Consider the following 16,839-nt stretch of genomic DNA (forward strand, 5'->3'; position numbering starts at 1 on the left):
TCCCTCCACCTCTTCGTCCCCCGGTCGTCGTTGACCCGAGGCTGCCATGCTGACATAGTCAGTTCCCAAAAGAAACTTACTCGGGGGGTGGGGCGGTGCGAGGCCTGAGGGACGTTCCGCGCACGGTGTGGCTGCTGGCCTGCGGGACCTTCGTGAACATGGCCGTGAGCGTGACCTTCGCCTACCTCTTCCTCTACCTGACCGGCCCGCGCGGCCTCGGCCCCGGCCAGGCAGGCCTGCTCGCCGGCGCCGGCGGAGTCGGCCTGCTCGCCGGCAACTTCACGGGCGGCTGGTTCGGGGACCGGTTCGGCCACCGCCCGGCCCTCCTCGCCTCCGCCGCCACGGGCGGGCTGCTGCTGGCCGCGGTACCCGTGCTCCCGACGTCCGCGCTGTACGCCGCCCTGCCGCTCGCCCAGTACGCGGCCGGGGTGCAGCGCGCCGCGAGTTCCGCGCTGGTCGCGGTGATCGTGCCGGAGGGGGCGCGACGGCAGGCGTTCGCGGTGATGCGGGCGGCGGGCAACGGAGGTTTCACCGTGGGCCCGCTGCTCGGCGCGCTGGTCGCCACCCGGTTGTCGTACGACTGGCTCTACGTCGCCGACGGGCTCGGCAGTGTGGGGCTGGCGTGCTGGACGGCACGGGTGATTCCGAAGGGTGTGAGCGTGCGGGGACGTGCGGGGGCGGCGACCCGCAAGGCGGCCGCCGGGGAGGGCCGTGGGGTGACGGAGGCCGCCGGGGAGGGTCTGTGGGCGGCACTGCGGGCGCGCCCGGCGGTCCTGGTGCTGCTCGGGGCGATCATGGTCGTCGACGTCGTCTACCGGCAGCAGTACACGACCTTTCCCGTCCACCTCGCCGACCACGGCCTGGACACCGGCGTCTACGGCTCCCTGCTCGCCGTCAACGGCGGGGTGCTGCTCTGCCTCGAGCTGCCCGCCGCGCTCGCCCTGCGCCGCCGCTCACCGCTGCCGGTCGTGGCGACCGGCCTGCTGCTGGTGGCGGCGGGCTACGGTGCGCTGCTCGCGGGCACGGGAACCGGCACCGCGGTGGTGATGATGGTCCTGCTGACCCTCGGGGAGCTGCTCTACAAGACCCCCGCCACGGCCTACGTCGCCGACCGCGCCCCGGCGCACCTCCAGGGCCGCTTCCAGTCGCTGTACGCCGGTGCGTCCATCACGGGGGTGGTCCTGGCCGCCCCGCTCGGCGGCGCGCTGTACCAGGCGGCACCGGGGTGGCTGTGGCCGCTGTGCGCGAGCGCCGCCGCGGTGGCCGCCTGCGCGGTGGCGGCGGGGGGACGACTGGAGCGGGTCCGCGTGGGCGAAGCCCGTCGGGTGCGGGCGCGGGAGGCGGCCGCCGGGGCGCCGGTCGGCGCGGGCCGGCGCCGTGGCCCCTTGCTGTGAGCGGGCGCGCCGACGGTCCGGTGGCAGGGAGCGCGGACCCCTCCCACCGCCCGCCACCTGAGACGACGGCCCGCTGGTTGGCCACCGTGGCCCCCGGCCGGTTAGGTTGCCCTCATGACCGACTCGACTGCTTCTCGCACCACCGGCGCCGTCGCCGCCGGCCTTGCCACCATCGCCGCCGACGGCACCGTTCTCGACACCTGGTTCCCCGCGCCCGAGCTGGTCGAGCAGCCCGGCCCCGCCGGCACCGAGCGGCTCGGCGCCGAGCAGGCCGCGCAGCTGCTGGGCGGCGGCGCGACCGCGGCGATCGGCCCGGACGCCCGCCGGGGCGTCGAGGTGGTCGCGGTCCGCACGGTCATCGCCTCCCTGGACGAGAAGCCGATCGACGCCCACGACGTCTACCTGCGCCTGCACCTGCTCTCGCACCGCCTGGTCAAGCCGCACGGCCAGAGCCTGGACGGCATCTTCGGCCACCTCGCCAACGTCGCCTGGACCTCGCTCGGCCCGGTCGCCGTGGACGACGTCGAGAAGGTGCGCCTCAACGCCCGCGCCGAGGGCCTGCACCTCCAGGTCACCTCGATCGACAAGTTCCCGCGCATGACGGACTACGTCGCCCCCAAGGGCGTGCGCATCGCCGACGCCGACCGGGTCCGCCTCGGCGCGCACCTCGCCGAGGGCACCACGGTCATGCACGAGGGCTTCGTCAACTTCAACGCCGGCACGCTCGGGACCTCGATGGTCGAGGGCCGCATCTCCGCCGGTGTCGTGGTCGGCGACGGCTCGGACATCGGCGGCGGCGCCTCCACCATGGGCACGCTCTCCGGCGGCGGCAACGTGATCATCTCCATCGGCGAGCGCTGCCTGATCGGTGCCGAGGCCGGCGTCGGCATCGCGCTGGGCGACGAGTGCGTGGTCGAGGCGGGCCTCTACGTCACCGCCGGCACCCGCGTCACCATGCCCGACGGCCAGATCGTCAAGGCCCGCGAGCTGAACGGCGCGTCCAACATCCTCTTCCGCCGCAACTCGGTCACCGGCGCGGTCGAGGCCCGCCCGAACAACGCGGTCTGGGGCGGCCTGAACGACATTCTGCACAGCCACAACTGACCACCGGCGGCCGTGTTCCGAGGCCGTCATCAGCGTCCTGATACACCTGACGAAGCCCACGGCTCCGACCTTGCTCGGATGCCGTGGGCTTCGGATTCGGCGCAGCAGTCCGCGTGAGCGACCTCAAAGGTGCTGTTTCGCTGAGCCGACGAGTTGGCTGATGTCGTCGCGTGTCCGCACTCTCCACTCGTCCAGCTCGGCCCTGTTGTCCGCCTTGGCCAGCTTCGTGACGTCCGTCAGTACGTCTTCCGCGGTCTGACTCAGCCGTCCGTCGTCCGTCAGCATCTGCAGCCGGAAGAGGGCCTCCTGGGTGCTGGAGCGCAGGTCGTAGGCGCGGATCCGCACCGCGTCGGGATCCTCCGGTGGTGGCTGTTCGTGCTCACAGAACCAGAGATGGACCATGCAGCGGCGGTAGTTGACCAATGCGCCGGCATAGGCGGAGTAGGCGTCGAGTCGTTCCTGGCGAAGCTTCTCGCGGCGAGCGAACTGATGGCTCCTGTCGGTGGTGCGTTGCTGAAACGCCAGGGTGATCCCCGATCCGAGCAGGGCTCCGACAACGGCTATGGCGCTGGCGATGATGGACTCCACCATGCAAGCTGATCACGCTTCGCCGCCCTCGACGGGCTGTTGGCTCAACTTCGCCGCCAGGGCCGGCGATGCTTTCGGCACCTCGCTGATGCGGAGCGCCCGGTGAGGCGCGGAAGCCTTCCGTCTGGATGCGGGAGTCACGGGCCCAGCAGCCGCCGGGGATTTCGGGGCCCGTCGCAGTCCTCTCGGCAGGGGAACCCTACGGAAGGTGTCAGGCGGTGACGAGGTCGTCGTACGTCGCCCGCAGGGCCGCCGTCGTCTTCGTGTCCGCCGGGCGCAGTGGTGGGCGGACCGGGCCCGCCGGGAGGGCGAGGGTGGTCAGCAGGGCCTTGGCCGTGACGGTGCCGGGGAGGCCCGCGGACATCATGCGGTCGATCAGGGGCGTCAGGCCGTGCTGGAGCCGCGTCGCCAGGGCCGTGTCGCCCCTGTCGAAGGCGTCCAGGACCGCGCGGATGTGGCCGGGGGCCACGTTCGCCACCGTGCTGACGCAGCCCGCCGCGCCCACCGCGTACAGCGCGAGGTTGTGCTCGTCGCAGCCGGCGTAGTACGCCAGGTCCGTCGCGGCGAGGACCTTCTGGGTGCCGAGGAAGTCGTAGGAGCAGTCCTTCACCGCGACGATCCGGGGATGCTCGGCGAGGCGCAGCATCGTCTCCGGTGCGATGCGGGTACCGGTGCGGCCCGGGATGTCGTACAGCATCACTGGCAGGGCGGTCGCGTCCGCCACCTCCAGGAAATGGGCCTCGATCGCGTCCTGGGGCGGTCGGCTGTAGTACGGCGTGACCAGCAGGATGCCGTCCGCACCCGCCTTCTCCGCGTCCAGCGCCAGGGCGACGGTGTGCCGGGTGTCCGCGGTGCCGACCCCGGCGACGACCGGCACCCGCTCGCCCACCGCCTCGCGCACCGCGCGGATCAGCTCCGCCTTCTCCGCGTCGCTCGTCGTCGCTGACTCGCCCGTCGTTCCGGAGAGCACCAGGCCCTCGCAGCCCTCCGCCACCAGATGCGCGGCCAGCTGCCGCGCGCCGGCCACGTCGAGGGCGCCCTCCTCGGTGAAGGGCGTGATCATCGCGCACAGGGCGCGGCCGAAGGGCGGGGCGGTGGAGGGTGCGTAGGTCATGGGAGAAGTGTCGGCAGCCCGATCGTGAAGCTCCACTTAAATTTGCTACGAGGTATGGGTAAGAGGCGCTGCGACATGGCGGCCATGGGAGTCCGACAGCCGCCCTGTGTCCAAGTCGGCCCCTGATGAGTCACCATGGCTGTCAGAACGGTCATGCACCCACCGCTCATGGAGGCGTCATGAAGCTCGGCAAGGCACTGGCCACCGGCGTCGCGGAGGAAGAGCCGCAGATGCGCGACGAGGACCCCGAACCCACCCAGGAGATCACGGACGTGGAGATCTCCGTGCCCGAAGAGGTGCCCGCCGCCCGATGAGGCTGCGGCTTCCGCAGGAGCGCCCGTCCGAGCCGCCGACCGGATACAAGATCGCCTACCCGGTGCTCTCCCAGGACGGCACCCGGGCCGGCTTCACCGGAGTATCGCTCGGCGGGGCGCTCCCGTACGGCGTCCTGGCCGAGGCGTCCTGCGTCTACGGCCGCCGGCACCGGCCGCCCGCCCGGCTGTGCGACTGCGGCTTCCACAGCGTGCACGAGCGCGCCGACGCCGAGGCCCTGCTCAGCACCGCCGAGCACCGGGACGCCGTGCTGCTCCGGGTGTCGGTCCTGGGTGCCTACATCCGCTTCGAGCGCGGCTTCCGCAGCGCCCGCCAGCGGGTGCGTACGGCAACCGTCGGACCGTGCGCCTGCGGCGCCCCCGGCGTGGTGCTGGCCGACGCCGGCTGGGGCCGGCCCGGGTGGCGCGCGCTCGTCCCGTCCTGCGCGGGCTGTGTGCGGGCGCGTACGTCCCTGTCGCTCGCCGCCTTCGCCCGGCTGGCCGGGGAGGGGCTGCGGGTGGTGGCCGAGGCCGGCGCAGAGGTCCGCCAGGAGTCCGGAGAGAGCCTCGACGTGCCCGAACTCGTCGCCGAGGCCGCCCTGTTGCAGGCCCGGCTCGACTGGTTCCAGACCCAGCTGGCCCGGCTCGGAGACCGGGGTACCGGGAGCGCGCCGCAGGGGTAGCGGCGACCGCACGGCCCGGGCCCCGCCCGGTGCCGGGGGCGGTGTCCTGCGGCCCGTCTAGTGACGGCCGGTCAGGGTACTCGGGAGTTTCCGTGACCGAGAGGAGGCGGAACACCGTGACCGGGACCTTGGACACCCGGCCTGTGCACGACAAGCGCCGGGCCCCGCACGACACCGCACACCACTCCGTCGGCGAGCTCGTCGGGCAGGCCACCGAACAGCTCTCCCGCCTGGTACGGCAGGAGATCGGCCTGGCCAAGCAGGAGCTGGCCGAGAAGGGCCGGCGCGCCGGACGTGGCGGCGGGCTGCTGGGCGGCGCCGGGGCCTTCGCCTACGCCGGGCTGCTCGCCGCCGCGGGCACGGCGATCGCCGCGCTGTCGCTGGCGCTGCCCGTGTGGGCCGCCGCGCTGATCGTGACGGCGCTGCTGTTCGCGGTCGCCGGCCTGCTGGCCGCCGCCGGCCGCGCCCAGCTGCGCCGTGCCGCGCCGCCCGCGCCTCAGGAGGCGCTCGGCAGTGTGAGGGCCGATGTCGAGGAGATCAGGGAAAGGGCGCATCGATGACGGACGCGAGGAACGGCTCCACCGGCAAGGCCGCCGGGGGCGCCAAGGGCCCCGACGAGCTGCGGCAGCAGATCGCCGAGACACGCAGCCGGCTCGGGGCCACGGTCGAGGAGCTGGCCGCGAAGGCGGACGTGAAGGGGCGGGCCCGGGCCCGCGCCGCCGATCTGCGGGACAAGGCCGGCGCCATGACGGTCCAGCTGCGCAGCAGCGCCGCACAGGCCGGGCACGCGGTACAGGACAAGGCGTCCCACGTCGGGCACGCGGTACAGGGCAAGGCGTCACACGTCGGCCACACGGTCCAGGAGCGGGCGTCCCACATGGGTCACACGGTCCAGGAGCGGGCCTCCCACGTGGGCCACACCGTGCACGACCGGGCCTCCCACGCCGGGCACGCCGTACAGGAGCGCACGGCCCACGGCCGGCACGGCGCCGAGCGGCAGCTCCCGCGGCCGGTGCAGACCGTCGTCGTGACGGGAAGGCGCCATCCGGGACTGGCCTGGGCCACCCTGGCGGTACTGACCGCGGCCGGGGCCTGGCGGGCCTGGCGGGCGTACCGGCACATGAAGTAGCCGAAGAACAAGCAGTGACGGGTCGCGGCCCGGGCCGGTGGACGTCCGGCCCGGGCCGTGGCGCGTTCGTCCCGACGGGGTTGACCTCAACAGGACTTGAGGTTGGAAGGTGATCTCCGCACGCACCCGCTGCCGATCACCGGAGGTCGTCATGACCCGTCGTACCGATGCCCACCCCGTTCTCACCGACCCGCGCGCCCGCGCGCCCTTCTTCAGCACCTGGCGGGTCGGCACGCCCGAGCGGCAGCAGCTGACCGTGGAGGCGATCGCGCACACCTGGGAGCGGCAGCCCTGGCCCACCGGCGACCTGCTGAGCTACCACGTCTACACCGGCCGCGACGGGTCCACGCTGATGCACCATTCGCAGTGGGCGAGCGAGCAGGCGTACGAGGCGTTCGTGCGCACCCGGCGCCAGGAGCGGGTGGACGAGATCGACACGGCCGTGCCGGGCATCGAGCGGGTGGGGCTCGACCGCTACCGGCACCACCGCAGCCGTGAACGCGCCGTCGGGGACACGCGCGTGCCCGGCCTGATCGTGGCCGTGCGGATCGACTTCGAGCCGGCCGCGGCCGAGGAGCGGCGCCACTGGATCGACCTGGTGCTCAAGGCGCTCGACGACGACCCGGTCGGCCACCGAGGCCTGATCGCCGCCCACTTCCACCTCAGCACGGACGGCGGCCACGTCCTCAACTACGCCGAGTGGGAGAGCGAGCGCGCCTACGACGAGGTGCTGGCGGCCCCCGGCGAGGGCATCGGCGCGCCCACCGAGCAGTGGGAGCGCGTGCGGACGTACCCGGCCGTCACGGGGTTCGCCCCCGCCCGCTACGAGCACGCCCTCGGTCTCCTCCCCTCCTGACCGGGGAGGAGACCGGTGCCCGTCCCTACGGGTGGAAGCGCAGCACCTGCGGGTCGTGGTCGCTGACCTGGTCGTGGAACTCCGAGTTCAGATGGACGCTGTCGTACTCGAAGTCGCAGCCGCGCCGGATCGCCGGGCTGATCAGGATCTGGTCCAGCACCTGGGCATTGCCCTGGTAGTCGTACGTGTACCGCTCGCTCCTGGGCAGCGACTTGATCGCCGACCACAGCTCGCCGTCGCCCTCGAGGATCTTCGCGGTGTCGGAGAACTCGAAGTCGTTGAGGTCGCCGAGCGCGATGACGTCCGCGTTCTTCTGCACCGCGAGCAGGCTCTTGACGAAGGTGTTGACCTCCGCCGCCTGCTGGTGGCGCTGCGTCTCGGAGCTGCGCACCGGCGGCTGGTACTGGGAGGTCAGCCCCTGGTCGCCGCCCTTGGAGTTGAAGTGGTTGGCGATCACGAACACCGTGCGGCCGCGGAAGACGAACTCACCGGCCAGCGGCTTGCGGCTGGACTTCCAGGCGTCGGACGTCGGGTCGATCCGGCCGGGGGAGACGGTCAGCGCGGCCTTGCCGTGCTCGCGGGTCACGCCGACGGCGGTGGTCGCGTCGCCGCCGGGGCGGTCGGTAAACGACACCCGCTCGGGGTTGAACAGGAACACCTGGCGGATGTTGCCGCCGGGCTCACCGCCGTCGGTGTCGTTGGCCGGGTCGACGGAGCGCCAGTCGTAACGCGGGCCGCCGGCGGCGACGATCGCGTCGATCAGCTTGGTCACCGTCACGTCCGCGGCGGTCGTGCCGTCGTCCTTGGCGCCGTTGTTGTCCTGGATCTCCTCCAGGGACACGATGTCGGGCGACGCGAGGTTGTTCACGATCGCGGAGGCGTGCGCGGCGAAGGTGCCGTCCGACGGGTCGAGGTTCTCCACATTGTAGGTGGCGACGGCCAGTTCGCCGTTGTGCTGCTTGCGCGTGGTCTCGCGCTCCAGGCCACCGCTCTGCAGTGTGCCGAGGCTGCTCGCGACGAGGGTGTAGCCGCCGAACTGGTTGTAGTCGAGCGGGCCGGTGGTGGCGCCGGTGAGGGTGTCGCCGACGTTCGCGACGGGGAACGCCGCCGTCGGGCCCAGGGACTGGATCTGCAGGCGGCCGGTGTTCTGGGAGCCGTAGGAGCCGTAGACCGTGCCGCCACGGCGAGCGGCGTGCTCGTCCGGCTTCACCGTCACCCACAGCTCGGCGTACGGGTCGCTGGCGCCGACCACACGGGCGTCGGCGACCTGGACGTTCATGCCCTCCAGGGACTCGTAGCGGTCCAGGGCGTACTGCGCGGGCCGCAGCACCAGGCCGTTGACCGAGTTGCCCGCGGCGCCGTCCCCGGCGGGCGCGTACGCGTCCGGGACGGAGTCGGCGTCCACGACCACGGGGGCCGGGACCGCGTTGCCGCCGGAGACGACGGTCACCGCCGGCTTGGTGATCTCGGTGATCGACTGGTTGCCGGAGGAGGTGCCGCCGGGAACGTACTCCGAGACGGTGCCGGACACCTTCACCGCGTCGCCGACGGCCACACCCTTGGGCGTGGAGCTGGTGAAGACGAAGACGCCCTCGCTGGTCGCGGGGTTGTCGTCCTGGTCGGGGTCCTGGATCCAGAAGCCCTTGGACGAGCCGTAGGTGCGTATGCCCGTGATGATTCCGGCCACATCCGTGACCTTCTGGCCCGCGTAGGGGGAGGTCCGGGTCGTGCCCTGGATGTCGTGGATGCGCACCGAGTCCGCGTGCGCGGTGGAGCTGAGGACGACGGTGGACGCCGCGGAGCACACGGCGGCGACGGTGAGCGCGGCGAGACGCGCGGACGACTTGCTCGGCAAGGGATTCCCTCCGGGGACGTGAATGCAGCGCCGGGACGAGGGTGGTGCGGGGTCGGCGCGTGACGCGCGTAGAAGCGAGTGAACGGTCGTTCCCTTCTTTCTACGCGCGTCAATTTCCAGCCTGGGCGGGGCAGTTGTCAAGGTTTCGGCCATGTACGGCCGACGGCGGGGAGATGAACCGGGCGGCATGGGTCGAAACCCGTCTAGGCTGAACGGGCAGAGAGGCACATCGCGTCCGAGGAGAACCAGCCCATGTCAGACAGCTCCCCCCTGCCCCCGGTGCGGCTGAGCTCGGAAGCGGAGCTGGCGAGGGACGCCCTGTCCACGCCGCTGCTCGCCCGGGCCGCGAAACTCGCCCGCTGGGCCGGGCCCGACACCCGTGTGGACGCCGGGGGCGGCCTGCTGGAGGAGCAGTTGCCGGGTGCCGCCGAGGCGCTCGGGCTGACCGGGGACGACGCGGCGGCGTACGCGAGCGAGGCCTGGCGGGTCGCCGTGGACACCGGGCTCGTGGAGATCACCGACGAGGAGGCCGGCACCGTGGCCGCCGGGCCGGACCTGGCGCTGCTCACCGGTGCGCCGCAGGAGGTGCTCGGCCTCTGGCTCGGCGCCCTGGAGACGGTCATCGCGGACGCGAGCGTGCCTGACCTCGACGACCTGGTCGACGCGCTCGGTGAGGGCGGGGAGGTCGACTTCTCGCAGCTGGACTGGGACCCCGAGGCGGAGGCCGCGTTCCTCGACGGCGTCCTCGGCAATCTCTACCTGCTCACCGTGACCGAGGACGGCCCCGGCGACGGGCCGGTGCCGCTGCCCGCGCTCGCCGCGTCGATGATCGTGCCCGGTGACATGGGCGAGCCCACCAACGACATGCTGGAGCAGGTCTCGGACGCGATGATGCGCCTCGACGACCAGTTCCGGCTGCTGGAGCCGGTCGGGCTGGTCGACTACCAGCCGGTCGACGAGGCCCTGATGGCGGACGCCGACGAGGAGCCCGCCGCGCCCGTCGACGACACAGACGTCGCCCGCTACGGCATGGTCCGGCTCACCCCGCTCGGCCTGTACGGGCTGCGGGCGCGGCTGCTGGAGGCCGGGTTCACGGCGCCGGCCGTCGGCGACCTCGCCGACAAGGGCGCCGACGCGCTGCTGGACGGCACCGCCCACTACGGCCCGCGGGCCGCCCGCGCGGAGACCGAGCAGTGGCTGGTCCGGCGCGAACCCCTCGCAGCCGCACGGGAGTTGCTCGCCGCCGCCCGCGGCAGCGACGCCGGCGCACCGCTGCGGCGGCTGCGCTGCCAGGAGGCGCTGTCCCTCGTCGGTACGGCCGCCGAGCCGGCCCTGCGCGAGGTGCTGGACGACGCCGAACTGGGCGGACTGGCCCGGGTCTGGCTCACCGAGCACGGCGCACAGGACGTACCCCCGCCCTCCCCGGCCCTGATCTTCTGGCTGACCATCGACACCGTGGCCGCCCAGCTAGCCGCCGAGGGCAACTCCGAGGAACTCCAGGGCCTGGTGGAGGGGTTGGCCGCCCAGCACGACGGCTTCTTCGCCGCGGCCTGGCGCGTCGACCACCCCGGCACCGCCGACGTACTGGAGGCGATGGGCCGGCTGCACCCCGACAAGAAGGTTGCCAAGGAGGCGCGGAAGGCCGCCTTCAAGGCACGGTCGGCGCACGGAGGCTGAGCGCCCGCCCGCACCGAACGACGGGGCCCCCGCCGCTGGGCGCGCGGGGGCCCTTCCGCGCCTCCGACGGGCGGGACCGTGCGGCCTTCGTGCGGAGCCGCCGACTTCGGGCGGAGCCGTGCCGGAGCGCGGGTGCTTGCGATGCCGGCTCACGGGCGCGCCCCGAACGGCAGGCGGATGCGGGGGTCACGGTGCGGTCGTGAGAGATCACCGGCGGGGCCCGGAAGGCAGCGCGGATGCGCGAGGTCCCGGCGCGGCCGTCTGCGCTCACGGGCAGGCCGATGGGGGGCGTCGGTGGCGTCGTGATGCATCACGCGCGCGCCCCTGCGACCAGGGGCACGGGCGCAGCCGTACGCCGGCTTGGTGGGATCCATACGGATTCATGGGCCGTGCCGTAGGGATGCAGGGAAGCCGACCCGCTCATGACGCCCCGCGTTCAACCCCCGTTCAGTCGCGGGCGCGACGGTGGCGCCGACTCAGAGGTCCGCCACCCTCCACGGCACACCCACCGTCTCAGGAGACATGCATGTCGCTCACCCGCAGGGACTTCGCCAGGAACACCGCGGCCACCGGTGCCGGGGTCGCCCTGGCCGGCACGGTCGGCGCCCTGGCCAGCGCGCCCAACGCCCTCGCCTTCGCCGACACCGAGACCGCGGGCGAGGCGTCGGCGGACGCTCACCACGGGGTCGGCTACGGGCCGCTCCTGCCCGACCCGAAGGGCATCCTCGCCCTGCCCGCCGGTTTCTCCTACCGCGTCATCACCTACAGCGGGAAGACCACGCTGGAGTCCGGCGAGCCCACCCCGTCCAACCACGACGGCACCGCCACCTTCGACGGCCCGCGCGGCGCGACCCTGCTGGTCAACAACCACGAGCTCAAGGGCCCGCGGGCGAACTGGACCTACCCGGTGCCGCTCACCGAGGGCCTCGTCTACGACCCGGCCGCCTCCGGTGGCTGCACGGTCGTCGAGGTGCGCCGCGACCACGTCGCCGAGTGGGTCGGCATCGCCGGCACCTCCACCAACTGCGCCGGCGGCCGCACCCCCTGGGACACCTGGCTCACCTGCGAGGAGACCGAGGACAAGGCCGGCCACAACGGCATGACCAAGGACCACGGCTACGTCTTCGAGGTCGACCCCGAGGACCGGCGCGCCAACCGCGACCCGAGGCCCATCAAGGCGTTCGGCCGCTACGCCCACGAAGCCGTCGTCATCGACCCCGAGCGCGGCCACGCCTACCTCACCGAGGACGCCTCCGGCCCCAACGGCCTGCTCTACCGCTGGGTCCCGCCGCAGGGCTTCGAACACGGCCGCGGCAAGCTGCGCACCCTCGCCGACGACGCCGGCGTGCTCCAGGCCTTCAAGTGCTTCGACTCCGGCGGCAAGTTCGTCGACGACCTCTCCCGCGCCACGAAGACCGGCACGGTGTACGGCGTCGACTGGGTCGACGTTCCCGACCGCGACGCGAAGACCGTCTCCGTGCGCAAGCAGTTCACCACCGGCCAGGTCACCCGCGCCCGCAAGCTGGAGGGCATGTGGTGGGGCGACGGCGGCACCTACATCGTCTCCTCCTTCGCCCGTGAGGAGAGCCCCGTCCAGCACGACGGGCAGGTCTGGTTCTACGACCCCAAGCGGCGCACCCTCACGCTGAAGGTGCTGCTCGGCGTGAACCCCGACCCGGCCAAGGACGGCGCCTTCGACGGCCCCGACAACATCACCGTCTCCCCCTACGGCGGTCTGGTGATCGCGGAGGACGGCGAGGGCGTGCAGCACCTGTTCGGGGCCACCGAGAGCGGCCGCACCTACCCCATCGCCCGCAACGAGCTGAACATCGGCACCGCTGAGGAGCCCGAGTACAGCGAGTTCACCGGCGTCACCTTCTCGCCCGACGGCCGGACGCTGTTCGCCAACATCCAGGAGCCGGGCATCATGCTGGCGATCACCGGGCCCTGGAAGCGTCAGAAGCGGTGACCTGTCTCCCGTGAGGGCGGGACACCGCGGCCCGGGTGATCAGCGCTCGCGCGCGGGCCATCCGGGCCGCGCCCTTGTGCGACGTCCCGGTACGACGTGGTGGACCATGCGGGCATACCATGCGGAGAGGCTCTCCGTATGCCGCGGTCTCGCCAAGGAGTTGCTGGATGACGCAGGTCAGGCCCATGCGCGCGGACGCTCGGCGCAACTACGAGCGATTGCTGCAGGTGGCGGCGCAGGCCTTCGCCGAGCACGGGGAGGGCGCGTCGCTGGACGACATCGCCAAGCGGGCCGGGGTCGGGTCCGGCACGCTGTACCGGCACTTCCCCACACGTCAGGCGCTGCTGGAGGCGGCGTACGTGGACCGGGTCGAGGCGCTCGGGGCGCGGGCCGACGCCATCGCGCAGGAGCTGGCGCCGGGCGAGGCGCTGTGGCAGTGGCTGCGGGAACTCACCGAGGGCATGATCCAGGTCCGCGGCCTGAAGGCGCTGCTGGGCTCCGCCGTCGCCGACGGCGGCTCCGTGGCGGGCACGGTCTGCGGCACCGTGCTCAACGGCGCCGGGGAACGCCTGGTGCGGGCGGCTCAGGCCGAGGGCACGCTGCGCCCGGACGTCGAGCCGGTCGACATCCTGCGGCTGGCCCACGGCGTCGCGACGGCCTCGGAACTGGCCGACGACTCCGGCCGGTGCATTCCGCGGTATCTGTCCCTGCTGACGGAGGGCTTGCGGAGGCGCGGGTGACCGCCCGGACGCGGGCGCCCCGCACGAGGGGCGCCCGGTGTCGTACGGACTCGCCGGATCACTACAGCGACTCGGCCCCCGGCTTGACCATGTTGCGGACCGTGCGGGCCTTCACGAAGTCGCCCAGGGCCGTCATCTCCCACTCGCCGGTGAACTGGCGGATGAGCTTGGCCATCATCACGCCGGTCTGCGCCTCGGCGTGGGTGAGGTCGAAGCGGACCAGTTCCTCGCCGGTGGCCGCGTCAAGCAGCCGGCAGTAGGCCTTGGCGACCTCGGTGAACTTCTGGCCGGAGAAGGAGTTGACCGTGAAGACCAGGCCGGTGACCTCCTGCGGCAGCCGGCCGAGGTCGACGGTGATCACCTCGTCGTCGCCGCCGCCCTCACCGGTGAGGTTGTCACCGGAGTGCCGGATCGCGCCGCCCACGATGGTCAGCTTGCCGAAGTAGCAGCTGTCGATGTGGTTGCGCTGCGGGCCGTAGGCGATGACCGAGGCGTCGAGGTCGATGTCCTTGCCCCGGTACGCCGGCTCCCAGCCGAGGCCCATCTGCACCTGGGAGAGCAGCGGGCGGCCGCCCTTGACCAGCGAGACGGTCTGGTTCTTCTGCAGGCTGACGCGGCCCTTGTCGAGGTTGATCTTCCCGGCGCCGGGGACGGGGGCGGGGGCGGGCGGCGCGGCCGGGGGAGCGGGTGGTGCGGGCGGGGGCTGCACGGCGGCCGGCTGCGGGGGAGCCGTCGGCTGCGCGGGCGCGGCCGCCGCGGTGGGCTCCTCCACCGTCACACCGAAGTCCGTGGCGATGCCGGCCAGGCCGTCGGCGTACCCCTGGCCGACGGCGCGGGCCTTCCACTGGCCGCCGCGCAGATAGATCTCCACGACGATCAGGGCCGTCTCGGTGCCCAGCTGCGGGGGCGTGAAGGTGGCCAGGACCGAGCCGTCGTCCGCGTTGCGCAGGGTGGCCGTCGGCTCGATGCCCTGGAAGGTCTGCCCTGCGGCGTCCGGGCTGGCGGTGACGACCACCTTCTCGATGCCCGGCGGCAGCGCGGCCGTGTCGACCGTGATCGCGTCCGGGGCCGTGCCGCCGCCCGAGCGGTACGTGACGCCCGGGCCGGCGGGCTGGTTGTAGAAGATGAAGTCGTCGTCGGAGCGCACCTTGCCGTCGGAGGTGAGCAGCAGGCCCGACACGTCGAGCCGCACCGGAGCGGCGACGTCCACCGTCACACGCGCGGTCGGCAGAGGGATGTTCGAGCCAGGGGTCATAGCTGTCATGCCGGGTGAACGAACGACCCCGCTTTACCGTTCCCTTACCACCGCCCGGACGGCTCAGCGCCGGTTGCGCGGGTGGTCGCGGGCGCCGCGTTCGTTGCCCCGCTTGTAGTTCCCGGTCCAGCGGGCCATGACGAGCTGGTGCTGCGAGCCCTCCACCTCCGCCAGGAAGCGGGCCGCGCGCGGGCCGTGCAGGGTGGTCGCGGGGCGGCCGTGGTGCGTGATGCGCACGGTTCCGCTCGCGTAGGCGTCGTAGGCGAATCCCTCGGGGCGGGGCATGCCCGGATCGTACGGCCCGGGCGGGCCCGGCCCTCAGCGGTTTTCACGCGGTGGTGGCCGGCGTCCCGCTCAGGGCACCACCACGATCTTGCGTCCCACCCCCGCCGCGAACTGCTCCAGGGCCTGCGGGTACCGCTCCAGCGGCAGCCGGTCGCTGATGAAGATCTCCGGGTCGAGGACGCCGTTGGAGAAGAGCTCCGCCGCCCGTTCGAAACTGTGCAGGACCGCCATCGAACCGGTGATCGTGATCTCCTGGTTGTAGATGCGGTACGGGTCGATCGTCACCCGCGTCGCGTAGTCCGCGACCCCGAACTGCAGGAACGTGCCCGCCTTCGCCACCCGCCCCAGGCCGTCCTGGATCGCCGCCGCGTTGCCCGTCGCGTCCACGACCACGTCCCAGCCCTGCGGGCGGTCCAGTTCGTCGGCGCCGGCGGCCGACGCGGACACGCCCAGCCGGCGGGCCGTCTCGAGGCGGGCCGGGTTCACGTCCACCATGTCCACGCTCGCCGCGCCGGTCCGCTTGGCCAGCTCCAGCATCATCAGTCCCATCGTGCCTGAGCCGTAGATCAGGACGTGCGCGCCGAGGCGGGCGCGCAGCACGTCGTAGCCGCGCACCGCGCACGACAGCGGCTCCACCAGCGCCGCGTCCTGGGTGCGCACATGCTCGGGCAGCTTGACGCAGTTCGCGACCGGGGCCACCGCGAACTGCGCCGCGCCGCCCGCCGTCGTCACGCCGATCGCCGCCCACCGCTCGCACAGGTTGTTGTGGCCGCTGCGGCAGTAGCGGCACTCGTAGCAGTACAGGGAGGGGTCCACGGCGACCCTGTCGCCCTCCGCGACCTCCGTGACCTGCGTGCCCACGGCGACGACCGTCCCCGCGAACTCGTGCCCCGGCACGATCGGCAGCTTCGGCGCGAACTCGCCCTGCAGGATGTGCAGATCGGTGCCGCACAGACCGCAGGCCGCCACCTCGACGACGACCTCGCGCGGGCCCGGCGCCGGGTCCGGCACCTCGGTGACCACGGCACGGCCCACGGACTCGATGACGGCGGCCTTCATTTCACAGCTCCCAACGACAGGCCCTGGACGAGTTTGTCCTGGGCGGCGAACCCCGCGGCGAGCACCGGCAGGGAGACGACGAGCGACGCGGCGCACACCTTCGCCAGGAACAGGCCCTGGCTGGTGATGAAGCCGGTCAGGAACACCGGGGCGGTCTCGGCGACCACGCCCGTCAGGACCCGGGCGAACAGCAGCTCGTTCCAGCTGAAGATGAAGCAGATCAGCGAGGTCGCCGCGATGCCGGGCAGGGCGATCGGGGCGACCACCCGCGCGAGGATCACCGGCAGAGAGGCCCCGTCCACCCGCGCCGCCTCGATGACCGCGACCGGTACCTCGGCGAGGAAGGACTGCATCATCCACACCGCGATCGGCAGGTTCATCGAGGTGTACAGCAGGACCAGCAGCCAGATGTTGTCCAGCAGGCCCGCGTTTTTGGCGAACAGGTAGATCGGCAGCAGGCCCGCCACGGCCGGCAGCATCTTGGTGGACAGGAAGAAGAACAGCACGTCCGTCCACTTGCGCACCCGCCGGATCGACAGCGCGTACGCCGCCGGCAGCGCCAGCAGCAGCACCAGCGCCGTCGAGGCCACCGACGCCACCACCGAGTTGATCAGCGCGGGCCAGGGGCTCGCCCCGCCGCCCGCGCCGAAGAACTCGCGGTAGCCGTCCAGCGTCAGCGACGCCGCGAAGGACGGCGGGTTGGCCGCCGCGTCCTGCTCCGAGTGCAGGGACGTCAGCGCCATCCACGCGACGGGCAGGAAGAACACGATCCCGGCCAGCCAGGCCAGCAGAGCCGGGCCGCCTCGGCGCATCACGGTGA

General features: G+C 72.7%; 17 protein-coding genes. 10 read left to right on the plus strand and 7 right to left on the minus strand.

Annotated features, from left to right (window positions below; genetic code table 11):
* Positions 1-95: 95 nt before the first annotated feature.
* Both ACF1GV_RS05780 and dapD read left to right on the plus strand, forming a co-directional pair.
* Positions 96-1,394 (plus strand): MFS transporter, encoded by a 1,299-nt coding sequence (locus ACF1GV_RS05780; RefSeq protein ID WP_391678181.1) that lies wholly within the window; start codon positions 96-98, stop codon positions 1,392-1,394.
* 114 nt (positions 1,395-1,508) lie between these two features.
* The gene (gene dapD / locus ACF1GV_RS05785) at positions 1,509-2,498 is read left to right on the plus strand and encodes a 2,3,4,5-tetrahydropyridine-2,6-dicarboxylate N-succinyltransferase (protein WP_363266968.1); all 990 of its coding nucleotides are present in this window, start codon (positions 1,509-1,511) and stop codon (positions 2,496-2,498) included.
* Between the two features lie 123 nt (positions 2,499-2,621).
* On the opposite strand, the gene ACF1GV_RS05790 is transcribed toward dapD, so the two are convergent.
* Both ACF1GV_RS05790 and dapA read right to left on the minus strand, forming a co-directional pair.
* Complete coding sequence (locus ACF1GV_RS05790; protein WP_363267090.1) at positions 2,622-3,086, minus strand: hypothetical protein; 465 nt, start codon at positions 3,084-3,086, stop codon at positions 2,622-2,624.
* Between the two features lie 211 nt (positions 3,087-3,297).
* Positions 3,298-4,200 (minus strand): 4-hydroxy-tetrahydrodipicolinate synthase, encoded by a 903-nt coding sequence (dapA, locus tag ACF1GV_RS05795; protein WP_391678183.1) that lies wholly within the window; start codon positions 4,198-4,200, stop codon positions 3,298-3,300.
* 179 nt (positions 4,201-4,379) lie between these two features.
* Between dapA and ACF1GV_RS05800 the strand changes: the two genes are divergently transcribed.
* The 5 genes from ACF1GV_RS05800 to ACF1GV_RS05820 all read left to right on the plus strand — a co-directional run bounded on the left by ACF1GV_RS05800 (position 4,380) and on the right by ACF1GV_RS05820 (position 7,179).
* Positions 4,380-4,514, plus strand: a complete 135-nt coding sequence (locus ACF1GV_RS05800; protein WP_391678184.1) for a hypothetical protein — start codon at positions 4,380-4,382, stop codon at positions 4,512-4,514.
* Positions 4,511-5,194 carry a hypothetical protein gene (locus tag ACF1GV_RS05805; protein ID WP_391678186.1) on the plus strand — a complete coding sequence of 228 codons (684 nt, stop codon included), beginning with the start codon at positions 4,511-4,513 and terminating at the stop codon, positions 5,192-5,194. Before ACF1GV_RS05800 ends, ACF1GV_RS05805 begins: the two co-directional genes overlap by 4 nt.
* Positions 5,195-5,310: 116 nt before the next feature.
* Positions 5,311-5,754, plus strand: coding sequence for a phage holin family protein (locus ACF1GV_RS05810; protein WP_391678187.1), 444 nt, complete (start codon positions 5,311-5,313; stop codon positions 5,752-5,754).
* Positions 5,751-6,323, plus strand: a complete 573-nt coding sequence (locus ACF1GV_RS05815; RefSeq protein WP_391678189.1) for a DUF3618 domain-containing protein — start codon at positions 5,751-5,753, stop codon at positions 6,321-6,323. Before ACF1GV_RS05810 ends, ACF1GV_RS05815 begins: the two co-directional genes overlap by 4 nt.
* 151 nt (positions 6,324-6,474) lie before the next feature.
* Positions 6,475-7,179: a hypothetical protein gene (locus tag ACF1GV_RS05820; RefSeq protein ID WP_391678192.1), complete on the plus strand. Its 705-nt coding sequence runs from the start codon at positions 6,475-6,477 to the stop codon at positions 7,177-7,179.
* Between the two features lie 25 nt (positions 7,180-7,204).
* Here ACF1GV_RS05820 and ACF1GV_RS05825 read toward each other — a convergent pair whose 3' ends face one another.
* Positions 7,205-9,034: an endonuclease/exonuclease/phosphatase family protein gene (locus tag ACF1GV_RS05825; RefSeq protein ID WP_391678194.1), complete on the minus strand. Its 1,830-nt coding sequence runs from the start codon at positions 9,032-9,034 to the stop codon at positions 7,205-7,207.
* 252 nt (positions 9,035-9,286) lie between these two features.
* Between ACF1GV_RS05825 and ACF1GV_RS05830 the strand changes: the two genes are divergently transcribed.
* The 3 genes from ACF1GV_RS05830 to ACF1GV_RS05840 all read left to right on the plus strand — a co-directional run bounded on the left by ACF1GV_RS05830 (position 9,287) and on the right by ACF1GV_RS05840 (position 13,420).
* Complete coding sequence (locus ACF1GV_RS05830; protein WP_391678196.1) at positions 9,287-10,711, plus strand: hypothetical protein; 1,425 nt, start codon at positions 9,287-9,289, stop codon at positions 10,709-10,711.
* Between the two features lie 526 nt (positions 10,712-11,237).
* Positions 11,238-12,680, plus strand: a complete 1,443-nt coding sequence (locus ACF1GV_RS05835; RefSeq protein ID WP_391678199.1) for an alkaline phosphatase PhoX — start codon at positions 11,238-11,240, stop codon at positions 12,678-12,680.
* Positions 12,681-12,847: 167 nt separating this feature from the next.
* On the plus strand, positions 12,848-13,420 hold the full coding sequence (locus ACF1GV_RS05840; protein ID WP_391678201.1) for a TetR/AcrR family transcriptional regulator: 573 nt from the start codon (positions 12,848-12,850) through the stop codon (positions 13,418-13,420).
* Positions 13,421-13,481: 61 nt separating this feature from the next.
* Here ACF1GV_RS05840 and ACF1GV_RS05845 read toward each other — a convergent pair whose 3' ends face one another.
* From ACF1GV_RS05845 to ACF1GV_RS05860, 4 genes are all read right to left on the minus strand, one after another.
* The gene (locus ACF1GV_RS05845; RefSeq protein ID WP_391678204.1) at positions 13,482-14,675 is read right to left on the minus strand and encodes a TerD family protein; all 1,194 of its coding nucleotides are present in this window, start codon (positions 14,673-14,675) and stop codon (positions 13,482-13,484) included.
* Positions 14,676-14,738: 63 nt separating this feature from the next.
* Complete coding sequence (locus tag ACF1GV_RS05850) at positions 14,739-14,960, minus strand: hypothetical protein (RefSeq protein WP_391678206.1); 222 nt, start codon at positions 14,958-14,960, stop codon at positions 14,739-14,741.
* A gap of 69 nt (positions 14,961-15,029) precedes the next feature.
* Entirely contained in the window at positions 15,030-16,019 is a 990-nt protein-coding gene (locus ACF1GV_RS05855) for a zinc-dependent alcohol dehydrogenase family protein (protein ID WP_391678208.1), read from the minus strand.
* Positions 16,016-16,831, minus strand: coding sequence for a carbohydrate ABC transporter permease (locus ACF1GV_RS05860; RefSeq protein WP_391678509.1), 816 nt, complete (start codon positions 16,829-16,831; stop codon positions 16,016-16,018). Before ACF1GV_RS05860 ends, ACF1GV_RS05855 begins: the two co-directional genes overlap by 4 nt.
* Between the last annotated feature and the right edge of the window lie 8 nt (positions 16,832-16,839).

This window comes from Streptomyces sp. NPDC014006 (assembly GCF_043088925.1).
Classification (GTDB): Bacteria; Actinomycetota; Actinomycetes; order Streptomycetales; family Streptomycetaceae; genus Streptomyces.

Excerpts from the sequence above, each read along its gene's own strand:
- dapD (WP_363266968.1), top strand. The coding sequence starts at position 1,509 with ATGACCGACTCGACTGCTTCTCGCACCACCGGCGCCGTCGCCGCCGGC.
- dapA (WP_391678183.1), bottom strand. The coding sequence starts at position 4,200 with ATGACCTACGCACCCTCCACCGCCCCGCCCTTCGGCCGCGCCCTGTGC.
- ACF1GV_RS05800 (WP_391678184.1), top strand. The coding sequence starts at position 4,380 with ATGAAGCTCGGCAAGGCACTGGCCACCGGCGTCGCGGAGGAAGAGCCG.
- ACF1GV_RS05805 (WP_391678186.1), top strand. The coding sequence starts at position 4,511 with ATGAGGCTGCGGCTTCCGCAGGAGCGCCCGTCCGAGCCGCCGACCGGA.
- ACF1GV_RS05815 (WP_391678189.1), top strand. The coding sequence starts at position 5,751 with ATGACGGACGCGAGGAACGGCTCCACCGGCAAGGCCGCCGGGGGCGCC.
- ACF1GV_RS05820 (WP_391678192.1), top strand. The coding sequence starts at position 6,475 with ATGACCCGTCGTACCGATGCCCACCCCGTTCTCACCGACCCGCGCGCC.
- ACF1GV_RS05830 (WP_391678196.1), top strand. The coding sequence starts at position 9,287 with ATGTCAGACAGCTCCCCCCTGCCCCCGGTGCGGCTGAGCTCGGAAGCG.
- ACF1GV_RS05835 (WP_391678199.1), top strand. The coding sequence starts at position 11,238 with ATGTCGCTCACCCGCAGGGACTTCGCCAGGAACACCGCGGCCACCGGT.
- ACF1GV_RS05840 (WP_391678201.1), top strand. The coding sequence starts at position 12,848 with ATGACGCAGGTCAGGCCCATGCGCGCGGACGCTCGGCGCAACTACGAG.
- ACF1GV_RS05845 (WP_391678204.1), bottom strand. The coding sequence starts at position 14,675 with ATGACCCCTGGCTCGAACATCCCTCTGCCGACCGCGCGTGTGACGGTG.
- ACF1GV_RS05850 (WP_391678206.1), bottom strand. The coding sequence starts at position 14,960 with ATGCCCCGCCCCGAGGGATTCGCCTACGACGCCTACGCGAGCGGAACC.
- ACF1GV_RS05855 (WP_391678208.1), bottom strand. The coding sequence starts at position 16,019 with ATGAAGGCCGCCGTCATCGAGTCCGTGGGCCGTGCCGTGGTCACCGAG.
- ACF1GV_RS05860 (WP_391678509.1), bottom strand. The coding sequence starts at position 16,831 with ATGCGCCGAGGCGGCCCGGCTCTGCTGGCCTGGCTGGCCGGGATCGTG.